Source organism: Mesorhizobium xinjiangense, from assembly GCF_009749525.1.
GTDB classification, from domain to species: domain Bacteria; phylum Pseudomonadota; class Alphaproteobacteria; order Rhizobiales; family Rhizobiaceae; genus Mangrovimarina; species Mangrovimarina xinjiangensis.
Genome location: NZ_WOAC01000006.1, coordinates 34,018 through 47,712, shown reverse-complemented (window position 1 = coordinate 47,712; position 13,695 = coordinate 34,018). Strand labels below are relative to the sequence as shown.

Genomic DNA, 13,695 nt, shown 5'->3' with positions numbered 1-13,695 from the left:
AATCCGGGAGAGACAGCATATGACGTCGACGCAAATTCGACCCGCGATTGCCAGGGCCATGACGACGGGAGCCGTGGTGCTTGCGCTGGCCGGCCTGTCAGCGCCGGTCGTGACAGCGCATGCGCAGTCCGGCGCGCAGCAGACCGCTCCACAATCCTCTATGCCTGCCGCTCCGGTATCTCCGCGCGGGCCCGCTTCGGTGGCCGACCTGGCGGAAGGTCTGCTCGACGCGGTCGTCAACATATCGACCTCGCAGAACGCCGATGTCGGCGGTTCCGGCACGGTTCCGATGCCGGAGTTGCCGGAAGGCTCGCCGTTCCAGGACTTCTTCGACGAGTTCTTCAACAACCGCGGCGACAACAACGCACCGCGCCGGGTGCAGTCGCTCGGTTCGGGGTTCGTTATCGACGCTGACCAAGGCATCGTCGTCACCAACAATCACGTCATCGCCGACGCCGACGAGATCGAGGTGAACTTCTCCGACGGGTCGAAGCTGGAGGCCGAACTGATCGGGCGCGATACCAAGACCGATCTCGCCGTTCTGAAGGTCGATCCGGGCCAGAAGAAGCTGACGGCGGTGGCGTTCGGTGATTCCAACGCCATTCGCATCGGCGACTGGGTGATGGCGATCGGCAACCCGTTCGGCCTCGGGGGCACGGTGACGGTCGGCATCGTTTCGGCGCGCGACCGCGACATCAATGCCGGCCCCTATGACGACTTCATACAGACCGACGCCGCGATCAATCGCGGCAATTCCGGCGGACCGCTGTTCAACATGGATGGCGAGGTCATCGGCATCAACACGGCGATTATCTCGCCGACCGGTGGCTCAATTGGCATCGGCTTCTCCATCCCGTCCGAGCTGGCCGTGGGCGTCATCGACCAATTGAAGGAATTCGGCGAGACGCGCCGCGGTTGGCTCGGCGTACGCATCCAGCCGGTTACCGACGATATTGCCGAGAGCCTCGGAATGAAGACGGCCAAGGGCGCGTTGGTGGCCGGAATCATCGAGGGCGGACCGGTCGATAATGGCGTCATTCAGCCCGGCGATGTCATAACCCGCTTCGACGGCAAGGACATCGACGAGATGCGCGATCTGCCGCGGATCGTCGCCGACAGTCCGGTCGGCAAGGAAGTTCAGGTGGAGATCGTTCGCAAGGGCGAGGAGCAGACCGTGGCGGTCACGCTCGGCCGGCTCGAGGACAGTGAGCAACTCGCTTCGACCGACAATGGCGAGGACGAGGCTACGGGAGAGGAAGAAGCGCCCGTTGCGACGGCAAGCGTTCTCGGCATGACAGTGGCCGGGCTCGATGAGGAGAGACGGGCCGAGTTCGAGATTTCCGATGACGTTTCCGGCGTCGTCATCACGGCTGTTGCCGAGAATTCGGCCGCCGCGCAGAAAGGCGTGAGCGCGGGCGAGATCATCACCGAGATCGCCCAGGAAACGGTTTCCACGCCGCAGGACGTGGTCGACCGCATTCAGGCGTTGAAGGATCAGGGGCGCAAGAACGCGCTGTTGATGCTGGCGTCGAAGACCGGCGAATTGCGCTTCATCACGCTCAGGATGGATTGAGCCCGCCGCGCCGCGCCAGCCAATCGCCGCGCGACAGGCGGTAGAGCACATGGCGCTTCAAATGCGGATGGCTGTCGGGCACGGCAGGGTGATCGAAATCGCCGGCTGCATCGCGGGTCATGCCGATGCGCCGCATGACTGCGGTGGATCGCTCGTTGCCGGTGACGGCGAAGGAGACGATCTCTCCGAGGCAGAGCGATTCGAAGCCGTAGGAGAGCCATGCTTCAGCGGCTTCCGTCACATAGCCCTTGCCCCAGAACTCGGGTGCAAGCCGCCAGCCGATTTCGATGGTTCTCGCAGGCAGGCCGGGGAGGTCGTTCGTTTCCTGCAGGCCGACGAAGCCGATGGTTTCGCCCGTCTCGGCGATCTCTGCGGCGGCAAAGCCAAAGCCCTTTTCATGAATCGCATCGTGTATCCGATCCATCATCTCGTCGGAAGCAGCGTGATCGGGGCGAAAGGGAAAGAACTCCATCACAGTATCGTCGGAGTTGATACGGTAAAAGAGACCGCGATCGCGTTCTTCCCAATTGCGCAAGATCAGCCGTTTAGTCTCGATGGGTTTCATGTGACAAACTCATCCCGACGGTAGCCTTGCAGATAGAGCAGGGCGGTGAGGTCGCCATGGTCGATGCGGAAGCGGGCGCGTTCGGCGACCGACGGCTTGGCATGCAATGCGACCCCGGCACCCGCCAGGTCGATCATGTCGAGATCGTTGGCCCCGTCGCCGACGGCGATCGCGTCTTCAAGGCCGATGCCCAGGCGGGCGGTGATCGTGCGCAACGCCTGTGCCTTGGCCTCGCGCCCCAGGATCGGCTCGGCGACCTGGCCGTTAAGCCTCCCGCCCTCGTCGATCAGCCGGTTGGCCTGCGTCTCGTCAAAGCCGAGCTTGGCGCCGATCGGGCCGGTGAAGGCGGTGAAGCCCCCGGAAACCAACGCCGTGTGCGCGCCGTTCGCCTTCATCGTCGTGACCAGCGTGCGGCCGCCGGAGGCCAGGGTGATGCGCTCGGTGATCACCTTGTTGATGACAGACAGGGGCAGGCCCTTGAGCAGCGCGACCCGCTCGCGCAGGGCCGGCTCGAAGGCGATCTCGCCGTTCATGGCACGGGTCGTGATTTCGGCGACATGCGCCTTGAGGCCGGCTTCCTCGGCCAGTTCGTCGATGCATTCCTGATCGATCATGGTCGAATCCATGTCGGCGATCAAAAGCCGCTTGCGGCGGCTTTCCGGTGCCTGCACGGCGACGTCGACCGGCGCATCGCCGACTGCCTGGCGCAGAAGCCGGTCCGCTGCCAGAGGCTCCATGTCGACCGTCATCTCGCAGGCGATCTCCTCGGCGAGCCAGGCGATCGCACTTGCACCGATGGCCTTGCACGCCTTATTCGCTAGGCTTGTCGATACGGCCGGGCGATCGGGATGGGAAATGAGCGTTGCGACGAGTGTCATGAGGGATCCTGCTGGTGAGTTGCCCGACGGGCCCGTCAGGGGCGCGGTCCTGATAGCGGGGCCGACGGCGAGCGGCAAGTCCGCCATGGCCCTGGATGTCGCGCGCGCGACGGGCGGCGCGGTCATCAACGCCGATTCCATGCAGGTCTATTCGGTATTGAAGGTCTTGACGGCACGGCCGGGGGCGGACGATCTGGCGGTTGCGCCGCACTATCTCTACGGCCATATGCGGCCGGACGTACACTATTCCACCGGCGATTGGCTGCGTGACGTGGGGCGGCTGATTGCAAGCGGCGAACTGGCCGGCCGGCGTTTGATCTTCGTCGGCGGCACCGGCCTTTATTTTCGCGCGTTGACGGGCGGGCTGGCCGCCATGCCCGCCATTCCGAAGGATGTGCGCGATGCATGGAGGGCGCGTCTGGCGGAACGCGGCCCGGGCCGGCTGCATGCCGAGCTTGCCCGGCGCGATCCGAAAGGCGCGGCGCGCATCGGGCCGGCGGACGGCCAGCGCATCGTTCGCGCGCTCGAAGTCGTCGACCATACGGGACTGCCGATCGGCCACTGGCAATCACGCAAGGGACAAGCGCTGGTCGACATGGCTTCGGCCAGGGCCTTTGCGATTGCGCCGGAGCGGCCCGTCCTGCATTCGCGGATCAATGAAAGGTTCGACCGGATGGTCGAGGCGGGCGCGCCCGATGAGGTCAGGGACCTGCTTGCCCTTGGCATCCCGGCGTCGATGCCGGCCATGAAGGCGATCGGCGTGCAACAGCTCGCCGCCGCCCTGGCGGGAACGCTGTCGACGGAAACGGCCGTCGAGCAGGCCAAGGCCGCGACACGGCAATATGCGAAGCGTCAGATGACCTGGTTCAAGAACCAGTTGGGCGCGGAATGGCAATCCATTCAAAAGCCGCAGGATGCCGAAACAGTCGATTCACTTTTCAATCAATAGAAGAGCGCCCACGCGCCCGCTTGTGGCGCATGTTAATACCCCTGAAAGGCCTCGGTGAGAGGTTGCGCCCGACAATCTGGTGCAAGGTCTTATGCGCTTCCACAAATCGGAAACGGCGTTCTTCGTGTTCATCGCCCTGATCCTGGCGTCGGGGGCGATTTCCGCTGTTGCCTACAGCCTGGTGGGCGCGGGAGGAGAAGGTTTCGTTGCGTCCTACGGCAGCGGTGGCTACCGTCTGACGCAATTGCTGTTCGGTGCAGTGGTTCTGCAGGTTACATCGCTGTTTTTCGGCATGTTCTTCATCTATCCCCAGATCCGGACCCAGGTGAAGGAAGAAGGCAAGCTGAGAGCCATGACCGCTTCGCTCAGCGCACGGTCCGAAACGCTCGAACATGCGGCGCTCACCGACGGGCTGACGGGCATGCAGAACCGCCGCTTCTTCGATGACGCGCTGCGCGAATATCTCTCCGAGTTCCGGCGTATTCAAAAGCCGGTCGGCCTGGTCATCCTCGATCTCGATCATTTCAAGCAGGTCAACGATACCCACGGCCACGATGTCGGCGACGAAGTGTTGCGCGCCGTGGCCAATTGCGTGCACGATTTCACGCGCTATCACGACGTGGCCGCGCGCCTCGGCGGAGAGGAGTTCGCCATCGTCGTGCCCAACATGGACAGCGACCGTCTGGGTAAATTCGCCGAACGCATCCGCAAGGCGATCTCCTCGCTGTCGGTCGTCTCAGGCAATGTCCGGCTGCGCGTGACGACGAGCGTCGGCTTGGCGGTGTGGGATGGCCGCGAGACGGCCGAGGACTTCTATCGCCGCGCCGACAGGATGCTCTATCAGGCTAAAAGCATGGGCCGGAACCGGGTCTGCGCTTGACGTGCAGGATGTGTCCGCTCGTGTTGAGTTGCGAGGGGCGACCATGTGCAGCGGCGGAACCTGGCTGATGACGCGCGCCGTGAAATTGCAACTGAAGATCAGAAAAGGCGCGTCCCGAAGTCGGGCGTTTCGGCTTATTCGCCGACCGGCCTGTAGAGCGGGTCGCCGGTGCGTCGGTTGAGATGCTGGGGCAGTTCGTAGGTTGCTTTCTGCATCGCGCCGATCCCTGACGGCGAGCGTTTCAGGATCGAATTCTGTTCGCCGAAAAAGGCCGGATCCTCGTCGTTCTCGGCCGGTCCCGGCGCCTTCATATGCCGGATGCGGCCGATGAGGGCGGCAAGGTCGATCTCGCCATTGGGCTCGGCCTTGCCGAGTTCGTCGCGAATGTCGAGGCCGGGAATCATGTCCTGGCCGAGCTGCTCGAACTTCAACCGCATCGGGGTCGCCACGGCCTCGCCGAAGGCGATCGTCTCGCGCTGTCCCATCGACGACAGGAACGCCAGGACCGATGCCGAGGAGTCGGCGATCGCCGAGCGGATGATGTCGTGGTCGCGGTCATTGGCCAGGCGCATGGCAAACACCGTCGAGCATTGCGACAGGATCGTCGGATCCAGCTCGCCCGGCCGCTGGGTCACGACACCGAGGAAGCAGCCATATTTGCGCCCCTCCTTGGCAATGCGCGCCAGGGCGTGGCGCGTCGGTGCGAAACCGAGACGGTGGTCGGACGGCATGTAGCGGTGTGCTTCCTCGCACAGGATCAAGAGCTTCAGCTTTCCCTCGCTCGCCTGGGCGATGTCGAAGGCGAGGCGCGCCAGAACCGAACAGACCGAGTTGACGACCTCCGAGGGCATGCCGGCCATCTGGAAGCACAGAACGGGCCTGCCTTCGTGCGGCACGCGGAAAATGCGGCCGAGTGCCTGGTGGATGGTTTCCTCGGTGACGTGCGGGCCGAACATGAAGCGATAGGACGGATCGTTGATGACGCTGTCCAGCCGCGCGCGCAACGTCTTGAGGGCGGGACGTTCCGACTTGGCGTCGAGCATTCCCATGCGCTCGTCGATAAGGCGAATGAGATCGGCGACGCGGTAGGGGACGGGCGTGTCCGCCGTCACCGCGCCCATGTCGCTGGAACGGCGCAAACGCGCCGCGCCGCTCGGCGTGCGATAATTGACCTTGGCCACCGGGATGAGGTCACGCAGGATGTCGAGTTCGTCGACGACATTGTCGCGGCCGCGAAAGAGAACCTCGGCCAGTTCGTCGAGGGTGAACAGCCAGAACGGCAGTTCCAGACCTGATAGGTCCATCTTCTGGGCGAGCCCGTTGAAGGCGCTGGCGAACTCGTTGTGCGGATCGAGAATGAGGACGCGCAGGTCGGGGCGCTCCTCGACCGCCTTGTGCAGCAGCAGCGAGACGGCCGTGGACTTGCCGACGCCGGTGGTCCCGACGATGGCGAAATGCCGGTGGAGCATGGCATCGACGGAGATGCGCGCCGGAATGGAGGCATCCTGCGACAGGGTGCCGATGGGCACGGTGCGTTTGCCTTCCTGATGGTAGACGGCGGCGAGATCGCGCGCACGGATGCGGTGGGCGACGGCGCCGATATGCGGATAGACCGTAATGCCGCGGTCGAAATACGGGGCCCTGGTGTGCTCGTCGTCGCGCACCTCGCCGATGAGTTCCAGATGAACCTTGATCGGGTTGCGGTCCTGTTCGTCCCAATGCACGTTCGGCATCTCGATCTGGGAGACAAGGCCGACCATGCGCGTCTGTCCGGTCGAGATCGAGACGAGCCGGCCAACGCACCAATGCTCGGTCGGCGCGGTATCCGACTGCTCGGCATAGGATGCGACGACCGCGGCCGCGCCGTCGCATTCGACGACACGACCGAGCATGCGGGCATCGGGTTGGCGCTTGCTGCGGCGTTCCTGGCTGACGGCTTCTCCCGCAGCCACACCATCTTCGACATACATCGGTTCCGCCCCCGGATTCACAATTGCATCGGGCAGACTAAGCGCGGGCGCGTTAAGACGAAGTGAGAAGTCGTGGTTGAGGCGGCGTTAACATGCAACCGGTCGTAAAGGGCAAGGCTGCGCCCAAATCGCGTCGATTGGCCATTGACGGCGGTCGAATGCGCACATAATGTCCCCCGCCATGAACACGACGATCATTCTCGTAGTAGGAACGCGCATGGGCAAGGCGGTGTAACCGCCGGGCGACAGCATCCCATGCGCGAACATAGGCTCCTTCGGGGGCCTTTTTTATTGGCCACTCTACAGACATCAGCAGCTAGGCGAAGCGGAAGAAACGGGACGAGACCGATGGGCGATGGATATCAGGAAACCGGCAGGCGCGAAATGACGGGCGCCGAGATGGTGGTGCAGGCGCTGAAGGACAACGGCGTCGAGCACTTGTTCGGCTATCCGGGCGGAGCGGTCCTTCCGATCTATGACGAAATCTTCCAGCAGGAGGATGTCCGGCACATTCTGGTGCGCCATGAGCAGGGCGCAGGCCATGCCGCCGAGGGCTATGCGCGTTCGACCGGCAAGGCGGGCGTCATGCTGGTGACATCAGGGCCGGGCGCGACGAATGCGGTGACCGCGCTGCAGGACGCGCTGATGGACTCCATTCCGCTCGTCTGCCTCACCGGCCAGGTTCCCACGACGCTCATCGGATCCGATGCTTTCCAGGAATGCGACACCGTCGGCATCACGCGCCCGTGCACCAAGCACAACTGGCTGGTCAAGGATGTCGACAAGCTCGCGGGCATCCTGCACGAAGCCTTCCACGTCGCCACGACCGGCCGGCCCGGTCCCGTCGTCGTCGACATTCCCAAGGACATCCAGTTCGCCAAGGGCACCTACACGCCGCCCCAGACGGCGCCGCGCACCTCCTACAATCCGCGCGTCCAGGGCGACATGGAGGCGATCAAGGCGGCCGTCGCGCTCATGGTGCAGGCGAAGAAGCCGATCATCTATTCCGGCGGCGGGGTGGTCAATTCCGGGACGGAGGCCTGCCATCTCCTGCGCGAGCTCGTGGAACTGACAGATTTTCCGATAACCTCGACGCTGATGGGGCTCGGCGCCTATCCGGCATCGGGCAAGAACTGGATGGGCATGCTGGGCATGCACGGCACCTTCGAGGCCAACATGGCCATGCATGACTGCGATGTCATGGTCTGCATCGGGGCCAGGTTCGACGATCGCATCACCGGCCGGCTCGACGCGTTTTCGCCCCATTCGCGCAAGATCCATATCGATATCGACCCGTCATCCATCAACAAGAATGTGCGTGTCGACGTGCCGATCATCGGCGATGTCGGCAGGGTTCTGGAAGACATGGTCCGTTTGTGGCGGGCCGCCGCCGCGCCGGACAGGCGGGCCTTGCGGCCGTGGTGGGACCAGATCGGGCAATGGAAGGCACGCGATTCCCTGGCGTTCATGGCAAATGACGACGTCATCATGCCGCAATACGCCATTCAGCGGCTCTATGAGCTGACCAGGGATCGTGACACCTACATCACCACCGAGGTCGGCCAGCATCAGATGTGGGCGGCCCAGCATTTCGGGTTCGAAAAGCCCAACCACTGGATGACGAGCGGTGGGCTGGGCACGATGGGCTATGGCCTGCCGGCGGCGCTCGGCGTGCAGATCGCCCATCCCGAGAGCCTCGTCGTCGACATTGCCGGCGACGCCTCGGTGCTGATGACGATGCAGGAGATGAGCGCGGCTGTGCAGCACAATGCGCCGATCAAGATCTTCATCCTCAACAACCAGTATATGGGCATGGTCCGCCAGTGGCAGCAGCTTCTGCACGGCAACCGGCTGTCGCATTCCTACACCGAGGCGCTGCCCGATTTCGTCAAGCTGGCCGAGGCCTATGGCGGGCATGGCATACGCTGCGACAAGCCGGGCAACCTGGACGACGCCATCAGAGAGATGATCGAGGTCGACAAGCCGGTGATCTTCGACTGCCGGGTGGCCAATCTCGCCAACTGCTTCCCAATGATCCCGTCTGGCAAGGCACATAACGAGATGCTGTTGCCGGACGAGGCGTCGGACGAGGCGGTGGCCAATGCCATCGATGCCAAGGGCAGGGAACTGGTGTGACGATGCTCCGGTTGGGCAAAAGGCCAATTACGGCCAATAGGATATCGTCAGAAATCAAGATCGGAATTCACATATGAACGCACAGCTCCAACCCACCGGCTCGGCCTATTTCATCGCCAGGGAAACCGAGCTCCCAGAGACGCACACGCTTTCGGTGCTGGTCGACAACGAACCGGGCGTTCTCGCCCGCGTCATCGGCCTGTTTTCGGGCCGCGGCTACAACATCGACAGTCTCACGGTCTCCGAAACCGAGCACGAGCGTCATCGCTCGCGCATCACCATCGTGACGCGCGGCACGCCGCATGTGCTGGAACAGATCAAGCATCAGCTCGAGCGCATCGTGCCGGTGCACCGGGTGGTCGATCTGAGCGTGGTGGCGCATGAGCGCGGGCAGGAGCGGCCGCTGGAGCGCGAACTGGCGATGGTCAAGGTGGCTGGGGCGGGCGACAACCGCGTCGAGGCGCTCCGGCTTGCCGACGCCTTCCGCGCCCAGGTGATCGACGCCAATACGGAACATTTCATCTTCGAGATCACGGGTCGGGTGTCGAAGGTCGAGCAGTTCATTTCCATCATGAAGCCGCTCGGCCTGGTCGAAGTTTGCCGCACCGGCGTGGCGGCGATGAACAGGGGGCCGGAAGGCATGTGACATTGCGGGCCCGCGTGTCATCGCGTATATACATGGGCGATACATCCACGATGCAGGAGGCCGGCAATGTCCGAATTGCGTATTGCCAAATGGGGCAACAGTGCCGCCCTTCGTCTGCCCAAGGCGGTGCTGGACGAGCTTGGGCTGAAGCCGGGCCAGGCCGTCGAACTGACCGTCAAGGACGGCAAGGGCGTGATCGAGCCCAAGCGGCCGAAGAAGATCACGTTGGAATGGATCATTTCGGAAACCAAGCGTCTTGGTCCGGAGAATGCGCCGGAAACGGTGGAGTGGGGCCCCGACCGTGGCGAGGAGATCATCGACGACGAATTTTCCCGAGGCGAGATAACGCTCGATGACCTCCTTGGAGGCCGGTGATATCGTCTGGGTCGATTTCGACCCAGTGCTGGGAACCGAGCAGGCAGGGCGGCGCCCGGCAATCGTCGTGACGGACCGTGAATACAATACGCTTTATCCACGTTCGATCGTCTGTCCGATCACGAGAAACAGCACGCCGTGGCCAACCAAAGTCCTTCTGCCGTCCGGTATGACGACGAGGGGTGCGGTGCTTGCCGACCAACCAAGAACGGTGCACCGAAGTTTACGCGTTTTCCGCTTCATCGAGCGGGCGCCCGAGGGCATCCTTGCGGATGTGCGCGCCATTATCGGTTCACTGATCGGCCTCGACCGCATCTGAGCGCGATATTGCCACCGTGACAAGTTTGCCGTGGACGCCGGATTCGGCAGCCCATAATTCTCGCCACGACACCATTCAGCACGGAGTGCGCGCATGTCACCCGACCTCTTCGTGGCATTGCTTGTGTTTGCCTTTGTCTCCTCGGTAACGCCGGGGCCGAACAATTTCATGCTTCTGGCCTCCGGCGTGAATTTCGGTTTCAGGCGCACCGTGCCTCATATGCTCGGCATTGCCGGCGGTTTCGGCATCCTGCTTCTCGCGGTCGGTCTCGGCCTTGGGGCGCTGCTCAAGGCCTTTCCCGTCCTGCATCTGGGACTGAAGCTCGCCGGAGGCACCTATCTGCTCTATCTCGCCTGGCGCATCGCGATGTCGCGCTCGCTCGGCAAGGCCGCGGGCGAGGATGCGCGCCCGATGCGATTTATCGAGGCGGCCGCCTTCCAATGGGTCAATCCGAAGGCCTGGGTGATGGCGGTGACGGCGATGGCGATCTACACAAACCCCGCCGCGCCGGTCATTTCCGTCCTGCTGGTGGCCTTGGCCTTCGTCCTGGTCAATTTTCCAAGCGTGTCCGTCTGGGCCGGTTTCGGCACCGCGTTGCGCGGGTTCCTGTCCGATCCCGTCCGCCTCAAATGGTTCAATATCGCCATGGGGCTGATGCTGGCGGCGACTTTGTGGCCTATGCTGCGCTGATTGCTATCGCTCCACGATCTCGACCCTGCGATTGGCGGCGCGCTCGTCCTCGGTGCGATTGGTGGCGACGGGCGCTGCCATGCCGGCACCGACAGGCATCAGCCGCGCGGCGTCGATGCCGTAGCTGCCGGCGAGCACATCGACAACGGCTTGCGCGCGCCTGGCCGACAGCGCCTGATTGTAGTCGAGCGTGCCCTTGTTGTCGGTGTGGCCGACGATCAGCACCTCGAGGTCGGGCCGATCGTTGAGCAGCCTGGCAATCTCTTCGAGCTGAGGCTTGGAGTCGGGTCGGATATCGGCCTTGTCGAAATCGAAAAGGATGCCGTAGACGGCGATCTTGCCCTCGCTCGACAGGCCCGTTTCCAGCGCCCCGGCGTCGAGCAAGACCATCTTTTCTTCCATCGGCTGCAACTCGACCACGTCGAGCTGAACCATGGTGCGGTCCTTGTTAGGGCCGCCGCCGGCCTTGTTCTCGACTGCGTAGAGCCCGACATAGACGTCGCCCTCGGCGCGCTTCAGCCTGGCGGCAAGATAGCGCTGCTCAGCGTGGTAGTCCCCGAACAGGGAGTAAAGGTCACCGGACCACTGGACATGGTTGAAATTTCGCCCGCCGCATGCTTCCCGGTCGCAGGCGAATATCGTCTCGAAACCCGCTTCCGCCAGCGCGTTCTCATAGTTGCGGAACACCTCCAGCACCGAACGCTCGGCGGGCGCGCGATAGCTGATGCGCGCCATCTTGCCTTCCAGCACGATGGTTGAAGCGTGGTTCTTCTCCAGGCCGCCGTAATTCTCCGCCTTGGCGTTCAGCAAACGGTAGTCGGTGAACGCCTCCGTCGCATAGGCGACGATCTCGGAATCCTCGTAACGCGGTACCAACGGATGATCGGCACTGCCTTCAATGTCGGCCGCGTGGCCGGTGGCGACCAGGGTGAGGTTCAAGATGATGACGGCAATCAGAATTCGCATCCCGGCGTCCCCCTATTTTCTACCGATGCGGGTGGAGAGTATGCAGTTACGTAGGGGAATGTCACGCCGAACTTGCTGGCTGGCTCGCGACGGCATAATTTGCCGCCATGTCGCACGATCATGACCACCCACACGACAACGAACTTGACCCGATGACGGCGCGGGTGCGGGCGCTCGAGACGATCCTGACACAAAAGGGACTGGTCGATCCGGCGGCGATCGACGCCATCGTCGACACCTATGAAAACAAGGTCGGCCCAAGAAACGGCGCCCATGTCGTCGCCAAGGCATGGAGCGAGCCGGCCTTTGCCGATTGGCTGCGCAAGGATGCAACGGCGGCGATCGCCTCGCTCGGCTATACCGGCCGGCAGGGTGAGCACATGCAGGTGGTGTTCAATACGGCCGAGACGCATAATCTCGTCGTTTGCACACTGTGCTCGTGCTATCCGTGGTCGGTGCTGGGCCTGCCGCCCGTCTGGTACAAGTCGCCGCCATACCGCTCGCGTGCCGTCATCGACCCGCGCGGCGTGCTTGCGGAATTCGGGCTGACACTGCCGCAGGACAGGCAAATCCGGGTTTGGGATTCGACCGCCGAGCTTCGTTACCTCGTCGTGCCTGAACGGCCGGACGGCACGGAAGGCTGGCCGGAAGAGCGATTGATGCGCCTGGTCACCCGCGATTCCATGATCGGGACCGGTCTTGCGCTGGCGGCGGAGGCGACATGAACGGACCGCAGGATCTCGGCGGGCAAATGGGGTTCGGGCCGATTGCGCCAGAACTTGACGAGCCGTACTTTCACGCCGATTGGGAAAAGCGCGCGCTGGGCCTGACGCTGGCGGCCGGGGCGATGGGGCACTGGACGATCGACGAGAGCCGCCATGCGCGCGAGAGCCTGCATCCGGCGGACTATTATTCCTCCAGCTATTACGAGATCTGGACCAGGGCACTGGAAGACCTGCTCGCGCGGCACGGGTTCGTCACGCCGGAGGAATTGCAGCAGGGCAGGGTGCTCGGTGCTGGCAGCACACCCAAGCGTGTCTTGAAGGCAGGCGACGTTGCCGACGCCCTGTCGAGAGGTGGCCCGTGCGACAGACCGATCGAGGCGCCGCCGCGCTTCAAGGTGGGCGATCGCGTGCGAACCCGCAATTTTCATCCTTCGGGGCACACGCGCCTGCCGCGCTATGCACGCGGCAAGATCGGCACTATCGAGGCCGACCGCGGCGGCTTCGTCTTTCCCGATTCCAACGCGCATGGTTCGGGCGAAGCGCCGCAGCGCGTCTATACGGTCGTCTTTTCCGGAACCGAATTGTGGGGCGAGGGGAGCGATCCCGCGCTCACTGTCAGCATCGATGCCTGGGAGAGCCATCTTGAACCGGGCGAATGACGATGAGCGTGCCTTGCCGGACGGCGGAGACGGGCAGGCGTTCGATGCGCCCTGGCAGGCCGAGGCCCTGGCGATCGCCGTGGCGCTGCAGGACGCCGGTCTGTTCACCGCGGCCGAATGGGCCGAAGCGCTTGGCCGCGAACGCAATCGCGCCGGCCTGGCCGCCGACGGTTCGGACTACTATCAGTCGGTCGTCGATGCCCTGGAAGCATTGCTGTCGGGCAAGGCCATCGCGACCCGGGGCGAGATCAGCGCTACGGCCCGGTCGTGGCGCCGTGCCGCAAGGGCGACACCGCACGGAAAGCCGATCCTCCTGGAGAACGATCCGCAGTTTGGCGCCGAGTAGTGCAGTCGACCCATATGT

At 63.7% G+C, this 13,695-nt stretch carries 15 protein-coding genes; 11 read left to right on the top strand and 4 right to left on the bottom strand.

The window, feature by feature from the left end; all coding sequences use genetic code 11:
• The first annotated feature begins 19 nt into the window (after positions 1-19).
• Positions 20-1,573: a DegQ family serine endoprotease gene (locus GM909_RS08475; protein WP_407941264.1), complete on the top strand. Its 1,554-nt coding sequence runs from the start codon at positions 20-22 to the stop codon at positions 1,571-1,573.
• Here the strand turns inward: GM909_RS08475 and GM909_RS08470 are convergent.
• Positions 1,560-2,138: a GNAT family N-acetyltransferase gene (locus tag GM909_RS08470; protein WP_157015788.1), complete on the bottom strand. Its 579-nt coding sequence runs from the start codon at positions 2,136-2,138 to the stop codon at positions 1,560-1,562. The genes GM909_RS08475 and GM909_RS08470 overlap by 14 nt on opposite strands.
• Entirely contained in the window at positions 2,135-3,016 is an 882-nt protein-coding gene (serB, locus tag GM909_RS08465; RefSeq protein WP_157015787.1) for a phosphoserine phosphatase SerB, read from the bottom strand. Before serB ends, GM909_RS08470 begins: the two co-directional genes overlap by 4 nt.
• Here serB and miaA point away from each other — a divergent pair.
• On the top strand, positions 3,015-3,965 hold the full coding sequence (gene miaA, locus GM909_RS08460) for a tRNA (adenosine(37)-N6)-dimethylallyltransferase MiaA (protein WP_235911759.1): 951 nt from the start codon (positions 3,015-3,017) through the stop codon (positions 3,963-3,965). The genes serB and miaA overlap by 2 nt on opposite strands.
• A gap of 91 nt (positions 3,966-4,056) precedes the next feature.
• A complete protein-coding gene (locus GM909_RS08455; RefSeq protein WP_157015785.1) occupies positions 4,057-4,845 on the top strand; it encodes a GGDEF domain-containing protein in 789 nt (262 codons plus the stop codon).
• Between the two features lie 134 nt (positions 4,846-4,979).
• On the opposite strand, the gene GM909_RS08450 is transcribed toward GM909_RS08455, so the two are convergent.
• Positions 4,980-6,815 carry an ATP-binding protein gene (locus GM909_RS08450; RefSeq protein WP_157015784.1) on the bottom strand — a complete coding sequence of 612 codons (1,836 nt, stop codon included), beginning with the start codon at positions 6,813-6,815 and terminating at the stop codon, positions 4,980-4,982.
• 348 nt (positions 6,816-7,163) lie between these two features.
• Between GM909_RS08450 and GM909_RS08445 the strand changes: the two genes are divergently transcribed.
• The 5 genes from GM909_RS08445 to GM909_RS08425 all read left to right on the top strand — a co-directional run bounded on the left by GM909_RS08445 (position 7,164) and on the right by GM909_RS08425 (position 10,981).
• A complete protein-coding gene (locus GM909_RS08445; protein ID WP_268890759.1) occupies positions 7,164-8,951 on the top strand; it encodes an acetolactate synthase 3 large subunit in 1,788 nt (595 codons plus the stop codon).
• Positions 8,952-9,024: 73 nt separating this feature from the next.
• Positions 9,025-9,597 carry an acetolactate synthase small subunit gene (gene ilvN, locus GM909_RS08440; RefSeq protein WP_157015783.1) on the top strand — a complete coding sequence of 191 codons (573 nt, stop codon included), beginning with the start codon at positions 9,025-9,027 and terminating at the stop codon, positions 9,595-9,597.
• A gap of 66 nt (positions 9,598-9,663) precedes the next feature.
• On the top strand, positions 9,664-9,972 hold the full coding sequence (locus GM909_RS08435) for an AbrB/MazE/SpoVT family DNA-binding domain-containing protein (RefSeq protein WP_157015782.1): 309 nt from the start codon (positions 9,664-9,666) through the stop codon (positions 9,970-9,972).
• The gene (locus tag GM909_RS08430) at positions 9,950-10,291 is read left to right on the top strand and encodes a type II toxin-antitoxin system PemK/MazF family toxin (RefSeq protein ID WP_157015781.1); all 342 of its coding nucleotides are present in this window, start codon (positions 9,950-9,952) and stop codon (positions 10,289-10,291) included. The genes GM909_RS08435 and GM909_RS08430 overlap by 23 nt, the downstream gene beginning before the upstream one ends.
• Positions 10,292-10,384: 93 nt before the next feature.
• Positions 10,385-10,981 (top strand): LysE family translocator, encoded by a 597-nt coding sequence (locus tag GM909_RS08425; protein ID WP_157015780.1) that lies wholly within the window; start codon positions 10,385-10,387, stop codon positions 10,979-10,981.
• A 3-nt stretch (positions 10,982-10,984) separates the two neighbouring features.
• Here GM909_RS08425 and GM909_RS08420 read toward each other — a convergent pair whose 3' ends face one another.
• The gene (locus tag GM909_RS08420) at positions 10,985-11,947 is read right to left on the bottom strand and encodes an OmpA family protein (protein WP_157015779.1); all 963 of its coding nucleotides are present in this window, start codon (positions 11,945-11,947) and stop codon (positions 10,985-10,987) included.
• A gap of 107 nt (positions 11,948-12,054) precedes the next feature.
• Here GM909_RS08420 and nthA point away from each other — a divergent pair, with 107 nt between their 5' ends.
• From nthA to GM909_RS08405, 3 genes are read left to right on the top strand one after another with little or no spacing between them, the layout of a single operon-like run.
• Positions 12,055-12,672 carry a nitrile hydratase subunit alpha gene (gene nthA, locus GM909_RS08415; RefSeq protein ID WP_157015778.1) on the top strand — a complete coding sequence of 206 codons (618 nt, stop codon included), beginning with the start codon at positions 12,055-12,057 and terminating at the stop codon, positions 12,670-12,672.
• Positions 12,669-13,331: a nitrile hydratase subunit beta gene (nthB, locus tag GM909_RS08410; protein WP_157015777.1), complete on the top strand. Its 663-nt coding sequence runs from the start codon at positions 12,669-12,671 to the stop codon at positions 13,329-13,331. Before nthA ends, nthB begins: the two co-directional genes overlap by 4 nt.
• Positions 13,315-13,677: a nitrile hydratase accessory protein gene (locus GM909_RS08405; protein ID WP_235911757.1), complete on the top strand. Its 363-nt coding sequence runs from the start codon at positions 13,315-13,317 to the stop codon at positions 13,675-13,677. Before nthB ends, GM909_RS08405 begins: the two co-directional genes overlap by 17 nt.
• Positions 13,678-13,695: the final 18 nt, after the last annotated feature.